The 17649-nt window shown below is 52.2% G+C and carries 14 protein-coding genes; 9 read left to right on the top strand and 5 right to left on the bottom strand.

Features of this window, described 5'->3' with window-relative positions; genetic code table 11:
* From B7989_RS05705 to B7989_RS05695, 3 genes are all read left to right on the top strand, one after another.
* A complete protein-coding gene (locus B7989_RS05705) occupies positions 1–2526 on the top strand; it encodes a PQQ-like beta-propeller repeat protein (protein ID WP_088627594.1) in 2526 nt (841 codons plus the stop codon).
* A gap of 89 nt (positions 2527–2615) precedes the next feature.
* Positions 2616–4424, top strand: coding sequence for an ABC transporter substrate-binding protein (locus tag B7989_RS05700; protein WP_088627593.1), 1809 nt, complete (start codon positions 2616–2618; stop codon positions 4422–4424).
* A gap of 107 nt (positions 4425–4531) precedes the next feature.
* The gene (locus B7989_RS05695; protein ID WP_073320640.1) at positions 4532–5341 is read left to right on the top strand and encodes a phosphatidylcholine/phosphatidylserine synthase; all 810 of its coding nucleotides are present in this window, start codon (positions 4532–4534) and stop codon (positions 5339–5341) included.
* On the opposite strand, the gene mpaA is transcribed toward B7989_RS05695, so the two are convergent.
* Genes mpaA through ruvC form a run of 3 tightly spaced genes read right to left on the bottom strand, consistent with a single transcriptional unit; the run spans position 5338 to position 7302 of the window.
* Positions 5338–6030 (bottom strand): murein tripeptide amidase MpaA, encoded by a 693-nt coding sequence (mpaA, locus tag B7989_RS05690; RefSeq protein ID WP_088627592.1) that lies wholly within the window; start codon positions 6028–6030, stop codon positions 5338–5340. The genes B7989_RS05695 and mpaA overlap by 4 nt on opposite strands.
* Before the next feature lie 19 nt (positions 6031–6049).
* Complete coding sequence (locus tag B7989_RS05685) at positions 6050–6724, bottom strand: M15 family metallopeptidase (protein WP_088627591.1); 675 nt, start codon at positions 6722–6724, stop codon at positions 6050–6052.
* The gene (gene ruvC / locus B7989_RS05680; protein WP_088627590.1) at positions 6724–7302 is read right to left on the bottom strand and encodes a crossover junction endodeoxyribonuclease RuvC; all 579 of its coding nucleotides are present in this window, start codon (positions 7300–7302) and stop codon (positions 6724–6726) included. Before ruvC ends, B7989_RS05685 begins: the two co-directional genes overlap by 1 nt.
* 77 nt (positions 7303–7379) lie before the next feature.
* Here ruvC and B7989_RS05675 point away from each other — a divergent pair, with 77 nt between their 5' ends.
* The 6 genes from B7989_RS05675 to B7989_RS05650 all read left to right on the top strand — a co-directional run bounded on the left by B7989_RS05675 (position 7380) and on the right by B7989_RS05650 (position 14840).
* Positions 7380–9272, top strand: coding sequence for a CHC2 zinc finger domain-containing protein (locus B7989_RS05675; protein WP_088627589.1), 1893 nt, complete (start codon positions 7380–7382; stop codon positions 9270–9272).
* Complete coding sequence (locus tag B7989_RS05670; RefSeq protein WP_088627588.1) at positions 9272–10459, top strand: glycosyltransferase; 1188 nt, start codon at positions 9272–9274, stop codon at positions 10457–10459. Before B7989_RS05675 ends, B7989_RS05670 begins: the two co-directional genes overlap by 1 nt.
* On the top strand, positions 10456–10773 hold the full coding sequence (locus B7989_RS05665; RefSeq protein ID WP_088627587.1) for a Dabb family protein: 318 nt from the start codon (positions 10456–10458) through the stop codon (positions 10771–10773). The genes B7989_RS05670 and B7989_RS05665 overlap by 4 nt, the downstream gene beginning before the upstream one ends.
* Positions 10774–10847: 74 nt before the next feature.
* On the top strand, positions 10848–11342 hold the full coding sequence (locus B7989_RS05660) for a hypothetical protein (protein ID WP_144264978.1): 495 nt from the start codon (positions 10848–10850) through the stop codon (positions 11340–11342).
* Between the two features lie 13 nt (positions 11343–11355).
* Positions 11356–13209, top strand: a complete 1854-nt coding sequence (locus tag B7989_RS05655; RefSeq protein WP_088627585.1) for a UbiD family decarboxylase — start codon at positions 11356–11358, stop codon at positions 13207–13209.
* Entirely contained in the window at positions 13206–14840 is a 1635-nt protein-coding gene (locus B7989_RS05650) for a hypothetical protein (RefSeq protein ID WP_088627584.1), read from the top strand. Before B7989_RS05655 ends, B7989_RS05650 begins: the two co-directional genes overlap by 4 nt.
* Here B7989_RS05650 and B7989_RS05645 read toward each other — a convergent pair.
* Both B7989_RS05645 and B7989_RS05640 read right to left on the bottom strand, forming a co-directional pair.
* A complete protein-coding gene (locus tag B7989_RS05645) occupies positions 14837–16405 on the bottom strand; it encodes a glycoside hydrolase family 57 protein (protein ID WP_255406378.1) in 1569 nt (522 codons plus the stop codon). The two genes, B7989_RS05650 and B7989_RS05645, sit on opposite strands and share 4 nt — an antisense overlap.
* Positions 16406–16444: 39 nt before the next feature.
* Positions 16445–17629, bottom strand: a complete 1185-nt coding sequence (locus B7989_RS05640) for a DUF4912 domain-containing protein (protein ID WP_088627582.1) — start codon at positions 17627–17629, stop codon at positions 16445–16447.
* Positions 17630–17649 lie beyond the last annotated feature (20 nt).

The raw sequence follows: 17649 nt of genomic DNA, 5'->3' as shown, positions 1-17649 counted from the left end.
ATGGCAGATAAACGGTTGAACATAAGTCATTTCGCAACGATTCGCACGGCATTGACGCTCGTGTGGTTATGCGGGCTTGTATCCTTTGCCGCAGCCGAAAAAATGGAAGCCGCCATTCAAGAAGCGCTTTACCTGTTCGAGCTGAAAGGCGAAACCGCCGATGCAATCAAGATGCTCGAAAAAGCCGCCATGCAAGGCGACGAAGACGACAAGGAAAAGGCTTATTTCTACCTAGGCAAAATCCAGGAACTTGCGGACAACAAGACGTCGGCCAATTTCTACTACGAGCAGAGTTTGGCAAGAACGAGCGAAGTTCCTAAAGCTTACTGGCTTTCGGAACGCGAAAGCGCCACCAGCAGCAAGCCTGAGGCATTGCTGAAAGCTCCGATTCAATTAAAGAGCCCTATCCAGAAAACCTTCGGTAAAGATCCGACGTTCTTGCTATTGAACGACGGTTCCATTTGCAAAATCAAGGACGACCGCCTCGAGAAAATAGCAACGGTTCCTGCAAACAAGCAAATTTTCAATATCGACCGTCAGGGAATCTGGTACCAACCCATTGACCAAGATAGTCTTGTGTTCAAGGCATTCTACGCCAGCAGCCCGAGCAAGAGTTTTCCGATTACAAACATAACGCATCTTGTCGTTGACGGCAACAGGGCGATTATCCAAAGCGAAAAACAACTTTCTATCCTGAACAACAAGCGCATTGTCACGCAAGTTGCCGACAAGTACAACGGCTGCGTGCCAGAAGGATTCTTTGCGCCCACCAACGAATTCGTTTTAAATTGCACCGACAACGCGCTTCACTTTATTTCGTCGGAAGACGGTTCGATCAGGAAATCCATTGCCCAATTTGACGTGATTCGAAACGTCTTGATCGACAAGAACATGCTCTTCCTGGTTTCGGGCAATTACCTTTACGGCTACATTCCCAAGGCAAGGACTTCCCCGCTTTGGAAAATTTCGGTCAGCAATATCGAAAGCATGTTCCCCTTCGAGCGAGAGATTGTTCTGCTCGAAGCCTCGGGAAGAATTTCCTTGATCGACAGAAGAACCGGCATGATTCGAAAAACAATTCGAAGCGACGCCTCCTCGATTCACCCGCTTGCCAAGGGAACGCTTGGTTTATTCTCTGGCGAAGGCGCCATTACCGCCGTCGACACCATTCTGAACCCACTGTGGCATTTCAACTTTACAAAACCTATTGAGCAAGCACCCATTTTCACGAACGGGAATCTCTACTTGTACTTTGGCGACCGCAAGCTGGTTTCGCTTTCGCCGCATTATTACGGCAAGAAGATTCTGCTTTCCGAGATTCTTGCCCAGCAGGCGGCAGACCTCGCCGAGCATGAAGAGTGGGAAGACTTGCCAAGTGTTCTGGATTCCCTGTTCAAACTGGAACCCGGCAATGCCGAGGGCTGGTTCTTTAAGGCCCTGTACCTTGAACAGAACAGCAACAACGAGCGCGAAAAGCAGAAAGCATGGTCCGAAGCCGTCAGACTTTCAAGCAGCAATCCGCAAGCGACTCAGTTGATTTTAAACCGTTACAGCAAGGCGATTGGCGCAAAGTTCGTGACGTTGCTTCCGATTTCGCCCAAGACCCGCTACCCGCAATTCTTTAGCGGCAAGCGCAACCTGTACACGATTGACCCCGCCGCCGACAGGCTCTTCAGCATTAACGCCGAAACCGGCGAACTGCGTTCTGCCAAATACATTGGCGCCCTCGATAACAGCCCCGTTATCGACAACGACGAAAACACGTTGGTCATCGCTTCGGGCTACAACATTTCAATTTACGACTTGAACAGGGATGTTTCCCCGGCCAACTTGCAACTTCCGGGAAAGGCTTTCAAAATGAACGTGACCGAGAACGCGATTTACGTTTCGACGTGGAACGGATTCCTGCTCAAAATCTTGAAACCCGACAATAAACTGGCCTGGTCAAGAAAGATTTTCTCCGTACCCTTCTTGCATTCCAAATCGGACAAGACGATTTATGCCTGCAACCTGGAAGGAGAATTTGTCGCGCTCGATGACGAAGCCGGACAAACCGAAGAAAATTCAGCCCGCAAGATTCCCGGACAGATTTCGCACTTGCTCAGCGCGGACTCCATTACCGCAGTCGCAAGCGGCAACAAAATTTACTTGTTCAACCTAAAGAAGAAAGATGCGACTCCGCTCCAGATTCTAATGGAAAACGCCGTCTCTTCTTTGCAGGTGATTACGGATCACGGCGAAAGGAAATTCCTTGTCGGGCTTTCGGACCAGTCCATTTTACTTTACTCTGAAGCAGGCGCCCCGCTGTGGAAATTCAACGGCAAGAATGCCGTATTCCCGAAGCCCTTCGTGAAAGATGGTTACGCCTGGATTGACCAAGGAAACGAAGTTATCGGCATTTCCTTGAAGACGGGTAAAAAGGAGCGGAAATACAGCACTCCGGGCGGCGCCGGCACACCGTTTATACTGAATCATACTTTGTTCAGCGCCTCTCCAAAGCGTTTGCTATACGGATTCACGCTATAATCCCGAAAATGCCCTGAAAAAGGGTATTTTTCTTATCTTGTAAACAAATTTTGGTGGTTTTTTTGTTAAAAACACACTAAATTTATGATATGGATTATGGGAATATAAAGAATTCTTTGGGATGCACGGTTAAACTTCGTGCTCGATATTTTTTCACTCTGGCATCCGCTCTTGGGGCGTTCTTCGTTATCGGCTGTAACGAAGAAACCAAACCTGCTCAGGACAAGGTTCAGTCGGAATACGAACGCAGCGAGACCCTGTATATCGGTGGTTTTGACTGGACGCCGCCTTCTTCTTTCAACCCGTTGGATTACAACCCCAACTTCCCCATCGACGGCAACAGCCGCATTACCTACGAGTCGCTGCTGGCGTACAACCAGTTGACCGGCGAACTCGAGCCCATGCTTGCCAACAGCTATACCAGTGACGAAGACAAGATTACGGTTCACCTGGACACCAAGGCGCGTTGGAGCAACGGGTCCCCCGTTACCGTCGACGACGTTCTTTACACGTTCAAGATTGACTCCTTGCTGCCCACGCCGCGTCACGGCAACTGGCAATTCCTGAGCGAAATCACCAACGATGGTGGCAACAACATTTCGTTCCATTTCAGCAAGAACAAGAACCCCTTGATTATCTTGAATGCCATTGCCGAAACCTCGATTCTCCCGAAGGCCGTATTCGAGCCGCTCATCCAGGGGGCGAAGTCCGGCAAGACCTACGACATGAACCGCATTGCCGAATTCAAGAACGATTCTATGCCGGTGGTTTCGGGACCGTACAACCTCAAGACTTATTCCCCCGACCAGATTGTCCTGGAACGTAACGACAAGTACTGGGGCAACTATAAGTTCAGCGGAAAGAAGCCATCTCCCAAGTATATCATCCATTCCCTGTACAACAGCAACAACCAGTTCAACAGCGCCATGACCAAGGGTAACTTGGACATTTCGTCTGTGTTCCTGCCCCGTATTTGGGAAAAGGCCAGAGACAGCATTCGCGCCTGGAGCCGCAACGAGCCGTACCACCTGCCCGGTTCCATCACGACACTTTTCATTGCGCACACCCGTACTCCTTTCGATGACGTCGAACTCCGTCGCGCCATGATGCACGCCATCAACTTCGAAAAGATCAAGGCTCGCGCCATTTCGAACTACACGCCGGTGATTCAGCCCGGGTTCATTCTGCCCTTCGGTACCGAATCCAAGTATTTCAACAAGGAAGACGCCGACAAGTACGGATATTCCTACGATATCGAAAAGGCCAAGGAAATCCTTACGAAGGCCGGCTACAGCTGGGACGATAACGGAAGGCTGATTGACAAGAAAAAACAGCCCGTCCGTAGCTTCACTATTGAATGCCCGCAGGGTTGGACCGACTGGGAGGACGCCATCAAGGTCATCGTCGAATCCCTCAATGAAATCGGTCTTGCCGCCGAAGAAAAGTTCGTGGACTACAGCGTGTGGGACAAGAACCTGCGCCTCGGTACATTCGACCTTGCCATGAAGACCCAGACAGCCGAACTTTCGGCAGCCTCTCCGTGGAACCGTTTTGACCAGGTGATGGGCTCCGTCTCTTACAGGCCTATTGGCGAAGAAGCATTCGCTAACCAGGGCCGCTACAAGAACGAAGAAGCGGACAAGCTGCTGGAAAAGATCCCGGCTCTCACCGACGAAAAGGAACTCACCGAAGCCTACCGAGCCTTGAACAGGATCTTCATGGAAACGATTCCGGTGCTTCCGATTATGTACCGCCCCACGCAGTTCTACCAGTTCTCTACCAAGCACTGGACGAATTTCCCGACCGAAGAAAACCCGTACGCCCCGCCGCAGAGCCTTGTGGTTGCCGCCGGAGTGAAGGGCCTTTGGAAAATCGCTCCGCAGCCCAAAGCCAAATAAAAAAAAATGCATTTACAGCTTTTGAAAACGCCCGTTTACAGGGCGTTTTTTGCTTTTAGCCCATAAAAAAACTATTTTTAGCGTGATACTTCTTAGTGGAGGCCCCTATGGGTAAATCTCGTTTTATTTTGCCGAATGCGTTTACCAGCATGAATTTTCTTCTGGGCGTTTTTGCCATCTGTTGGGTGACCGGCGCATTCAGTTCCTTTACAACTTCTGACCCTATTCGCACCGGTGCCTATTTCATTATCTTGAGCGTTCTCCTGGACAAGCTGGATGGCTTTGCCGCCCGTCTCGTGAATGCAAGTTCCGAGTTCGGCGCCCAGTTCGACAGCCTTGCCGACCTGATTGCCTTCGGTCTTGCTCCGGCCTTTACGATTTTCTTTGCCTATAAGACATTGTCTCCGGAATGGTTCCAGGCCAACGGTGCGCTCCTGATTGTCACCTTCTCGATTTACGTGCTTTGCGCCGCCATGCGCCTCGCCAAGTACAACGCCTGCGATAGCGACACCTACCACCACCACTTCTCGGGCCTTCCGTCCACCTTTGCAGGTGCAATCAACGCAATCCTGATCGTGTACTTGAAGGCAAACGGCCTGTTCGAAAATTCCGAAAGTCCCATGATGTTCGTCCCCGTTCTGGTGATGCTTGTGACCGGACTTTTGATGGTGAGCCCGCTCTTCTTGCCCAAGCTCCAGCCGCGCAGGAACCAGCTGTTCAACATCGGCCAGGCTATCCTTATTGTAATTACCTATATCTGCGGATTCCTGTTCATTTCGGAAAAAGTTCCGTTTATTCTGGAATACCTGCTGATTCTTTGCTCCAGCTACCTGGTGATCGGCTTTACGGTAGGCCTTGTCCAGCGTAAAAAGATTATCGAAAACGCTGAAAAGAACAAGATCGAGGAACGCCGCTAGACGTTTTCAAGCCATTCGGCAAACGAATGGGCGTAGCGGTCAAACAAAGCCTCTAAAGACATTCTCGGAAGTTCCAGGGTGATACACTCTGGACTTTTTTGTTCCTTGCACCAAGTGCCGAGGCTGCCGGGAGTCGGATACCCGATGTCGGCATGCCAAGGGACTCCGAATGCTTCGCACAATGAATCTACCATGGCGGTGCATTCCGGAGCGTCGACACAGGCCATAGGCGCATGCATCGAAAGGATTGTGGCGGGAGCAAGTTGTTGAATCAGCGAAACGAGAGCCGCCGTTTCCGGTTCACTTCCGGGAGCAACACCAGCCGAGAGAAGCGTATCGCGCGGGGCTTCTAGAATGGAGCGGGAACCTACGGGTTCCTTGTTCCAATTAGAGGTCGGGAAATTGCGGTTGAGGTCTACCCCGTTGGCGTTTCCGCGGGTGCCAAGCGTGACTCCATCGGGATTGGCGCAAAGGACGAAGGCGACCGATTCAAAAGGCTTTTCGAAAGCACGGAGCACACGGCTCAGCAAGAACGTGGTTTCGGGTTCTTCACCATGAATTCCGGCGACCACAAGCAAGCGGCATTTGCCGGAGCACGGAATGTAACGCAAGGACGCGCCAAGGGTGGAGCGGCCGTAGTCGGCAAGAGGCAAGCGCAAGATTCCGCGGGATTCAGGCGAGAAGTTCATGGTCTACTCTAGAATTGGACTACACGAAATACGGGTAGATATAGTTTTCGGCGAGCGCTTCGAGATTGTCGAGCAGCGCCGATTTGCAGGCAATATCGGTTTTCTCGTAGAGGGCGCGGAGTTCTTTCAGCGAGAAATTTTCAAGGTACCTGCGCGAGGTCGGCAAGTGCGCGATGTGCCACTTTTCGGGCTGGATTTTACCGCGGCCAGGCACGAAGACTCGCTCGAAGCCGAAGGACTCGCCCGCCCCGACAAGTTCGGTCAGCTTTTCATGGAAGGGGCGGAACATGCCGTCACATTCGGCAGGCGTAAGTTCCACCTCGTAGCCGGCAGGGCATGCATTGCCATCGACCACGTCTAAATCGGTCCCCAAATGGTGACGGCTTGCGCCAGGGAGCGCCGACCAGGTTAAAATCGCATACATCAATTCTTCTTCATCACTCGGGCGCTCCATGGGGAGTCCTTCGGCGGAAAGCAATTTCAGTTCGCCGCTTGCCTTGCGATTCCAAATGGAAAGCTGTCGTTCAAACGGGCGGTAAGCCGATTCAATGCGGAGCGCGAAACCGGACTTCGCAAAAGTTTCTTTTAATTTGTTGTAATCATCGAGAACATTTTTGTCAACGATATAACCGTCAACCTTGACAAAATCAGCGGAGTCAACCAGTCGAAGGCCGTAACAAATCTTGGAGTCCACTAGACAAGCCCTCCCATCTTTTCAATCAAATCTAACCACTGCTTGGTCGTTGCCTTCTTTTTGCGCACGACCTTCTTCTTGCCGAGAACTTTCGAAACCGCATCGTTCAACGGCGAGGGATTGGCGTGAGTCCATGCAATCGCGAGAGCATCGGAAGCATCCAGCGGAAGATTCCCGCCCTGGATTCCAAGGCGCGCAAAAATCATGTTGGCCACCTGTTCCTTGGATGCACCGCCATCGCCTGTAACGGCCTGCTTGACGACACGCGGACTGTATTCGCTATAAGTCATGCCACGCTTGCGGCAAGCCACAAGAACCGCGCCGCGAATGTGCCCCAACACCAAGGCGCTCTTGGCATTCTTCGCAAAAAAGATTCCTTCCATCCCGAAAGATTCAGGCTTGTACTTGTCCAGCAATTCTTCGAGCCCGGAAACGATATGCAGCAAACGGTCTTCGAGCGCATGGCTCGCCGGAGCATGCAAGGTTCCATACTCGAGGACCTTTACTTTCTGCCCGTTCGACTCGATAAAAGCATATCCGGTCGTTATGGTACCGGGATCTATTCCAAGGACAATCATACCCTAAAAATTAAAAAGATTTACTACCCTATCGCAATAGAAATAACTAGATTTCTAGTGTATAAAAGAGGACTCCTATGATTATTGACCAAGAACATGCCGGAATTGTCATGCGAGCCAAGACCCATCCGCGACAGCTGGGAATCCCTTTAAGTCGCTGGGGCCGAAACCTGATTGCATGCTGCCCGTTTCATTCTCCCGAAGAAACGTCTTTGTTCTTTTATGACGCCCTAGGTTACTGGCGTTACCGCTGCTTGCAGTGCGGAAGCGAGGGCGATCTCGTTGAATTTGTAATGCGAAGCCGTTTTAACGGCATGGACGAACCTGCCGCCCGAGCAGAAGCCGTCAACTTTTTGGGAAATCTCGAGCCGGAACACGACCTGCAAGAAGAACACCCGTGGATTAAGGAAATCGGTGGCGAAAAATCCAAGGTTCTCGAAAACTTTGTGCGCTACTGCCACTGGGCCGCTTGCAAGAGCCCGTCTTCTGCCGAATTCTTGGCCGCTCGCGGCTGGAGCATTGGCCAGGCCCAACTTTACGGCATCGGCTATTATAGCGGCGACCCGGAACCGTTCGTAAGTTTCTGCATGATGTCGGGAATCGAACGCCACCAGATCAGTTTCTATCTGGACAACCTGGACGCCTACCACGAACCCCGCATTACGATTCCTGCCCGCAATTCCAAGGGTCTGATTCATTCTGTTTACGGACGAGTGATTAACGAAAACGACAGTCCACACACCTACGTTTCTTATGCCTCGGGCCCCAGCGACATTCCGTTCAACATCCAGTCCGACGTTACAAAACCGATTGTCGTGGAAGGATTCTTTGACGCCTTGACCGCAGACCTCGCCGGCATTCCGGGCGTAGTTTCGACCATGTACCAGGAACTTACCCTGAGCCACTTGTACAAGCTTAAAGCTTGCGGCGCCGAATCGGTGACCGTCATCCTCAGGCGCGAAGCGGATCGCCGCGAACAGGAATACCGCATTCAGAAATACCTGAAGATGGCAGACCGCCTCAACCTGAAATTCAAATCGATCGTTCTCCCGAAAGAAGAAACGGTTGACCTGGTGGTTCGCAAAAACGGTGCAGACCAGTTGCTTTCGCTCGTCGAAAAAACGGAAACCGACACCGTGCACACCCACCGTCGTTCCATGCTGTTGCAGGACATCAAGGAAAACTTCGATACGGCCATGGGTTGCCCGCCCGATGTAAGCGTCGGCTATGCTCTCAACACCTTCCCGAAACTGACTCAGGAAATTGACGGCATCCAGTCCGGCTGTTTCTATGTGTCCTCGAAACCTTTCGGTCTCAAGACCACGCTCCTTTCGAGCCTCGCCTTGGACTTGATCCAAAGCAACCCCAACCTCAAGCTGATCTACATCGCCCTCGAAACGCCCCGCCGCCAGATTTTTGACAGGCTCGTAGCCATGCTCATTGGCGAATCGGTGCTGACCGTTCGCAAGCAGAGCGAAGACGAAGCCGTGAACCAGAAGATTCTGGAAGCGACTCGCGATCTGATGGCGTTCGTGCGCAACAACCGCCTTGAAATTTGGGACGACCAAAACGGCTTTGACAACATCGTCCTTCTCCAGAACCTGAAAGAAGAAATCAGGGAACACCGGAACCTGGTCGTGGTCATTGACGGCATTGACCACTTGAAGGTCGCCGACCACGCCGACCTTTCGGATATTCACGAAAGACGTTCCTCGGTCATTCTCGACCTGTACAAGGCACTGGACATTCCGATGTTCCTGGGCGGCGAACTCATCGATTCCGAAAAGGGACTCGTGGGACCGCGCGCCTACCTGCGCGATTCCGACGCCATTTACTGGCTCGAATCCAAGGGCGGCAACATGTTCCTGACCGTCGATTCCAAGCGCCTCGGCAATAACCAGCTTTACCAAGGGACGCTTTCGATTGACCCGGCTTCAAACCGCATGCAAGAAGAAGCCGAGCTCGAATAATGTTCACGATTGTCGATTTCAACAATTTCTGGAGTCCTTCCGGCGGCGGCGTCCGTCGCTACCATTTGCAGAAAATGGCCTTCTACGAAAGTCAGGAAGAAGTCCTGTCCGTTTTCGTAATGCCGGATTCCAGGACTTATACCGAGCAGAAGAGCAAGGGGCTCATTATCGAGCACGTGGAAGCGTATCGATTCCCGGGCAAGTGGGAATACCGCTTTATGTGGAGGCCTTCGCAGATTAGGCCCGTGCTCGAAAAATACAAGCCCCAAGTGATCGAAGTCGGTTCGCCCTATATCTTGCCGACCATGGTGCGCCATGTGGCCAAGAAGGTGGTGCCCGAAGCGATTCTTTTGAGTTTCTGGCATGCCGATTTCCCCATCACCTACGTGCAGCGCCCGGTCACGAACAAGTTTGGCCGTACGCTAGGCATTTTGGCCAAGAAGGTCGCCTTCTGGTACGCCAGGCAGGAATTCAAGCATTTCGACGGCATCCAGGTTTCTTGCGACGAAGTCCTGAAGCGTCTCGAAAAGAATCACCTGCCGAAATCGCACTGGATTCCGCTGGGTTGCGACATCCAGATGTTTTCGCCCGAAAAGCGAGACGAAAAGCTGGTTCTGCAACTGAAAGCCGGAAGGCCGGAACGCCTCACCATATTCTTCCCGCACCGTTTTTGCGAAGAAAAGGGAATCGAGCTCTTGCTGGGCGCCTACCCGCTGATCGCAGAAAAACTGGGGTGTGAACCGGCCCTCGTTTTTGCAGGCACGGGCCCCTACCTGCCGCAAGTGGAAGAAGCTGTCCAGAAGCACTCGCACATTCAATACGCCGGTTTTATTTCGTCGATCGATGAAATGGCAAGGCACTATGCCAGCGTAGACATGGGACTCGCCCTTTCGGGCTGGGAAACCTTCGGCCTTTCGATTCTCGAAAGCATGGCCTGCGGAAACGCCCAGATTGGCGCAAGCACCGGTGCCGCCGCCGAGCATGTGAAGAACTCCGGTGCAGGCGTCGTTTTGAAAAAACGCACTCCCGAAGCCCTGGCAAATGCCATTGTAGAACTTTACCGTTCGGACTTGAGCCAAAAGAAAGCAAACGCCCGAACCTACGCCGAAAAATTCAGCTGGAACGATTGCTTTAAGCGGCAATTGGACCTGTACAAACAAATTTATAACCAAAAGAGGAACGCATGATCCGTCACATTGTTTTTTGGAAATTGAAGAGCGAAGCCGAAGGTGCTACCGCAAAAGAAAACGGCCAGAAGATGGTCGACGCTTTCCACGCCTTGGCAGGAAAGATTCCTGGACTCTTGAGCATCGAATCGGGTTTGAACTTCAACAAGGCCGAACTGGGTAACGGAGACGTGGAATACGATATTGCACTCGACACCACCTTCCACACCAAGGCAGCACTCGACGTTTACCAGAACCATCCGGAACATTTGGCAATCGTTTCCTTCGTCAAGAAGGTCGTGACCGAACGTCGCGCAGTCGATTTTGAATTTTAATAAAGTGCAATAAAAAGAGTAATTTATTTTTTTACTGCACTCCATTTGAAAATTCTTTTGCTAAATTATTAGATATGGTTCAATACAGTCAAACTTCATGGCAGGAATATACTCTGGCAAATATGCTGGAGACCATGCGCTACGCGCCCATGAACGTGACTATCGGAAAATCTCCCGTTATTCATTACACGTTGCCCCAGGCTATCGAAGCTGGCGAAATCGTCCGTTACACGGTAATGGTCGGTTTCCACAAGATCAGCTGGACAGGCCGCATCAGTGCCATCAACAACGGGAAAATCATGGTCCGCTTGGACAAGGGACCTTTCCGCGGTTTTAATGCGAGCCACATGTTTACGGACGAAGGCAATTTGACCGCCTGCTACGACGAATTCTCGTTCCAGGGATTCAACGAATTTCCGGAAGAAGCCTTCGCTAAAGTAATGGACAGCGCTTCGATTGTTTATGCAATCGCTAGCCGCAAGGACACCCGCGATGCCCTCGCCGCTATCGAAAGCAAGAAACAGACCCAAGGGTTCAACGCCATCGACCAATCCGCTACCGCCGGATAGCAGCGAGATTTCCATGTACAAAAACTTGGAACAGGCACTGCTGGATCTTGAACGAGCAGGCATGCTCAAGCGCATTCAGCGTGAAGTGGATCCGTACCTGGAAATGCCCGAAATCGCGCGCCAAGCTTTTGAAAACAATGGCCCTGCCATTCTATTCGAACATGTCAAGGGAAGCCCCTTTAGGGCCGTCTGCAATATCTTCGGCACGCAAGAGCGGCTTGATTTTTTATTCCGCGACACCCTGAAAGGGACGCAGACCGCCGTAGTTTTCAAGTCGAATCCGGTAGAGTTCTTTAAGCACGCCTCGCCTGCCAAGCTTTTGAGGGCCGCCCGCACCGGCCTGCATTCGCTCCCGAAAAAGAGCGGAAGCATTCGCGATTTTAAGGAATGCAAGCTCTCGGACTTGCCGCAGCTCGTTTGCTGGCCAGAGGACGGCGGTGCATTTATTACGCTTCCGCAGGTGGCGACTCGCCCCGCCGAAAACGCCTCGGTCATGACGACCAACGTGGGCATGTACCGCATCCAGATTTCTGGCAACGAATACGCCAGCGACGAATGCGGGCTGCATTACCAAATCAAGCGCGATATCGCCAGACACCACCAAAAGGCCATTGAAGAAGGCAGACCGCTCAAGGTGAGCATCTTTATCGGAGGCACGCCGGCGCAGACGGTGGCTGCCGTGATGCCCATGCCCGAAAACCTGAGCGAGCTCCTGTTCGCTGGCATGCTCGGCGGCAAGCGGTTCCGTTACTTTATCCACGACGGCTACCTGGTTTCGAGCGATGCGGACTTTTGCATTCTGGGCGAACTTCAGCCGGATTTAAAGCCCGAAGGTCCCTTCGGAGACCACATCGGCTACTATTCCGATAGGCATCCGTTCCCGTTCCTGAAAGTCAAGAAAGTCTTGTGCAAGAAGAACGCCATCTACCCCTTTACAGTCGTAGGGCGCCCGCCGCAAGAAGACACCTTGTTCGGGAGTTTTATCCACCAGATTACAAAGCCCATGGTTCCGGCATCGATTCCGGGACTTGTGGCGCTCCACGCCGTCGATGACGCCGGAGTGCACCCGCTTTGCCTGGCGCTTGCCCACGAACGCTTTAGGCCCTTTGCCAAGCCCGAAGACCGCGAACCTCTTGAACTTTTGAAAACAGCAAACGCGATTCTCGGGTTCAATCAGGCGAGCTTGACCAAGTACCTTTTGATTGCCGCAGCCGAAGACGAAGAGGCTGGCCGTAAAATTGACGTCAACGATGTGGCCGGATTCTTCGGCCATGTGCTGGAACGAATCAACTTTAGCCGCGACTTGCATTTCGAAACGAGCACGAGCATCGACACGCTGGACTACACCGGAAGCAAGCTGAATCATGGTTCCAAGCTGACGCTTGCCGCCGCAGGCCTAAAGAAGCGCAAGCTCCGCCACAATCCCGAAGATTTGCAGACGCTCAAGATTCCGGGAATTACCGCAGCCAAAATCCCGATGTCAGGCGTGATTGTTCTGCAGGGTCCCGCCTACGATAGCACCACCCGCGATGCCTTTATGGCACAAATCGAAGAGGCTCTCGCCCACTGGGAATTCCGCGAGAATTACCCCTGGATCTCGATAGTCGATTCTGAACTCGATTCTTCTCTGGACAGCGGCAATCTTCGCGATTTCTTGTGGCTGACCTTTACGCGTTCAGACCCGGCGAAGGACGTTTTCGGCTACCGCGCCCAAGTCTGCGAAAAACACTGGGCATGTGAGGCCCCGTTGATGGTGGATGCACGCATCAAGCCCCACCATCAAAAAGCGCTTACCGTTCCCGAAGAAATTCGTGAGCGCGCACGTCAAGTTTTGGAGGAAGAAAAAGTTTTGGGGGGTTGTAAATGAAGCATTTGGGTTGGCTAACTGCACTTTTTTTGAGTCTTGCGACGCTTGCTTATTCAGGCCATGTCTGCGGCACCGCCCAGATGATGGATTACCTTAAAAACAGGAACAAGACCATCAAGCCGGTGAACGCGCCCAAAACAGCCGCTCTGTCTACGGGCACGGCGTGTACCGCCAGCAACTTGTACGACAGCGTTTACACCCGCACGACCAAGCACTTCGAAATTTTCTATACGCTCGAAGGTCCCCACAAAACGACCAAGGCCTATATCGACTCTCTGGAAAAAGCCCTTGAGTACGCCTGGGACTTCCATATAAACAAATCGGGGATGCGCACGCCCAAGGGATATTTCGAGACCTACCACTACGAAATGCCGACCCACGACGAACTTTATCCCGTCGAAGTCATCGACATGTCGACATTGCGCCATTACCGTTCCTTCTTTAGCGAACCCTGCTATTTCTGCTTCGGCCTCACGATTCCGATGGACGGAGAAGAAAGCGTACTGCTTATCGAGAATGATTTCAAGCATGTCCCGAATGGTGGCGCGATTACCGATTCCGTTACCTTTGGCGATAAAACCTGCCCCTACTCCCGCGCTACCGAAGAATTCACGCACCCCATTTACAACTACTCCTACGCCAAGAACTTTATGGCGGCACTCCGGGTAACGGCTATTCACGAACTTTATCACGCCATTCAATTCCGTTATTTGAACACCTCCGTGAATTTCTGGTTCGAAGCCTCCGCTTCCGGCGTCGAAGAAATCGCCGCCCCCGATGTCGACGATTACTTTGAAAACCTTTCTTCCATGGCCGAAAATGTCGGAAAGCCCTACACCACGCTTTCAAAGCCTTACGGCGCAGGCATCTTGTTCATGTACCTGCATAACCATGTGGGGCACGACGTGAACAGGTTGATCTGGGAAAATTTCAATAAAGAACCCAACAGAAATTTCCAATACCAGTTGACGCAAGTCGCCAAGAAAAAGAACCTTTCGGCAGATTCCCTGTTCCACGATTTCGCCACAAGACTTGCTTTCACTGGAAAGAGAAGCGAACTGGTCGATTCCTCGTTCATGATTGTAAATGACCAGTCGAGATGGCCTGAATTCAAGACAGAAGTGCAGTCCAAATCTTTTGAAGCACCGACGCTGGACTACGTCGCCTACGATTACAAATCCAACGGATCTCCCGACATGTCCAAGTTCAAGGGCAGAGCCTCCGCCGTCGCCATCTATTCAGACTCTTACACCATACGTTTCTTGCCGACAACGAACAGCATTGATTCCGCCAAGACCGAATTCTTCGGCAAGGGCTCACCCGATTCTACCCTTTGGGTATTCAGCCGCTTCTTCGAAGACGATCCGGTTCCTACCGTATTCAAGGATTCCACCATGCGCGCCTACCCCACGCCTTGGCGAGAGGGCTCCCTTTGCTTTACGCCGCTCCCCCACAACAAGGATTACATTGAAATCCGTAACCGCCGCGGCAACCTGATTACCAGAATCAAGTACAGCACCAGCACCCATTGCATTGACGAACGCGAAGTCAAATCGCTTCTGGTTCCGGGCGTTTACCGCTTTAGAATCGGCAATAGCGGCAAGCTGAAAGACTTTATAATTGTTTATTAAAGCCAGCTGAAGATATTGTTGGTTTCTTCGAGTTTCGGCAAAATGGAACTGGCAGCCGGCTTATCGGTATTACGCAAAATGGCCTTGCAGGCTTCCGCAAACAAATCATGACCATTTTTATAATGGTCGTCTAAACGGCGGCGGGCATACCCCTCTGCCGAATGGTTATGGATCATGAATGCCCAGTCCGAAGCCTGGAACAACATGAGTTCTCGCTCCATTTGCTTAATATAGCGAGCAAGCAACTTTCCGCGGGGCGACTGAGCGCCCATCTTTTCACGAATAGACATCAAGTGATCGATCATGGCGCGCATGCGGTAAGATTGCGGGTAATACTTGTCCGTTTCTCCGTTAATCCAAACGGAACCGAAGCCGCCTTCACCCCAGCTTGAAAACGCCGGTTCATGGGCATCGGGGTCTGCAGAACAGGTCATCACCTGGTCTGCGCCTGCAAATTCAATCACCGACGATGACGCGGCGCGCATCAGCATCTCTTCAAGGAAAATCGGGCCTTCGAACCACCAGTGTCCAAAGAGTTCCGCGTCGTAGGGGCAAAGCATGGCGGCCTTATGGCCTTCCATGTTCACCAGCAATTCTGAAATGGTCGCTTCGCGGTTCACCACGAAAAGTCGCGCATGGTCTTCGGCGAGTTTCATCGCGTTCCACGGGCGGTAAATTTCTTTGTGTTCGCCACCGGTAATGCGGTTGTACTTGAATCCAGAATCAATGGGCGTATCGCCGGCAAAGAAGTATTCGCCCAAATAATCGCGCGGGCGGTTTTTCGAAATATCGGTAAAGAATTCGCGGTACTCGGGATGGCCCGGATAACCTGTACGGCGGCTCCAGACTTCCATGGAACTTTTCTGTTCGCGGCCCATGCAATAAAGCCCCTGCGTGGTACGCAGCGGCGTGAACACGCCGTACTTGGGCGTGGGCGAAGCAAGCAATACACCGTGGGTTTCCAGGAAGAAATAATGCAGGCCGAATTCGGCGAGGTACTTGTCGAGTCCCGGAAAGTAGCCGCATTCCGGGAGCCACACGCCCATGGGCTTACGGCCGAAAGCACGCTCGAACGCCCGCACCGTCACATCGAGCTGCATGCGGATAGAGGCCGGATCGCTCTGGTAGGCCGGCAAGAACGGGTGCGTGCCCACGCAAGTGAGCAAGTTCAGTTTGCCCGCTTTTTCAAGTTCCAGGAATTCTGCCAGCAGATTGCGATGGATGCGGTTTTCCCACAAGTCAATTAGCGTGTGCTGGCGCGAAAGGTAAAAATGCGAAAGAGTTTCTAAGTCCGTACCCGCATTGCGGGCCACTTCTTTTTCAATCAGCTTGAGCTGGTGTTTCAAATGCTCCGAAAACTTATTGAGCAAGCTTTCGTCCGAAAGCATTTCGATAAGCGGGGGCGAAACGCTCAAGTTAAGCGTCCCGGGAACACCCTTTTCCAGGAGACGGCGCATAGCCTGCACCAAAGGCAGGTACGTTTCGGCAATAGCCTCGAACAGCCAGTTCTCTTCGAAAAAGCGTTTATATTCCGGATGCCGCACAAAAGGTAAATGTGCGTGCATCAGGAAAATGATTTTTCCGGGAGCTCCCATTAAAACGGATTACTCCGTGCGCTTTACGACAATCGGAACGATCGTGGTCGGGAAATCGCCATCCTTGTCGGTCGCAAACACCGGAATGATCTTCGTAGAATCCGGCAGGTCTTCTTCAAAGCTGAAGGTGCCATCCGGGTTCAGCGGGAACGGTTCACCGCGCACCTGGAGGTGAGCGTCCGGACGGGTTCCGCCGTAAACGATCAAGCGGGTCTTGACCCAGAGGAAGAAATCCTTACCGTAGTTCACGGAATCCTTGGCGACTTCGATGTTGTTGGACTGCAAGGCAGCGCTAGAAAGAGCACCGGAGAACATGGATTCAGAAGAACTACCGAAGTTTCCGCCCAGGCTCTTGAGCCAGGATTCAGCCGTCTGGCTCGAGAATCCGGAACTCATGAAGTTGCCGAGGGTATTGCCACCAAGAGATGCCTTGGCAAAGGCATCGTCTGCGGCAGGAGCGGCAGCGGACTTGTCAAAAGTCATGACCGGAGCCGATTCCACGATGGGCTTGAAATTCTTGCCGGACACGGCGCCGAGAACGGCGACGCAGGACTTGCCGGCGGTGTTTTCGACATACCAGCTACGGGCATTTGCCGGAACTTCGACATCGCGGAACTTGCGCTTCTTGCCGCGCTGCACCGTAAGGTCGTCAGCAATGTCGAACAGGCGAAGAACGATTTTCCCCTTACCGTGCTTTGCTTCATTAATTCTGTTTTCAGATACTTCCCAGAAGGCATGCATCCAGTTCGGGTCCTTCTGCATGAGTACCAGGTATTCGGCATCGAAAGACTGTGCGAGCTTGGCGACTTCCTTTTCGGACGCCTTGGCCTTTGTAGCGGTCTTCGAAGCCACCTTTTTGACTGCGGTTTTTGCAGCCGTCTTCACAGCCGTTTTGACAGCGGCGGCCTTCGTTGCAGCAGCCTTAACAGCGGTTTTAGCAGCAGTTGTCTTGGCAGCCGGTTTTTCTGCAGCCTTGGTTGCAGCGGTCTTGGCAGTCGTCTTGGCCGTAGTCGTCTTCTTGGCGGTTACCTTCTTGACTTCGTCGGAGATCTTGGAGACCTTCGTTGCGGCAGCCTTCTTCACCTTGGCCACAGCCTTCACGGCCTTTTCTTCGGCGTCTTTCATCGCCTTGAGAGTCGTGGACTTTGCAGTCTTAACCTTGGATTTTGTTTCAGTCTCTTTTTTTATAGCCATACTAGGCCTCCTTCATTAAA

Source organism: Fibrobacter sp. UWB5, assembly GCF_002210295.1.
In the GTDB taxonomy this organism is placed as follows: domain Bacteria; phylum Fibrobacterota; class Fibrobacteria; order Fibrobacterales; family Fibrobacteraceae; genus Fibrobacter.
Note: the sequence above shows the minus strand (reverse complement) of the source record. Positions and strands in the feature narration are given on the sequence as shown.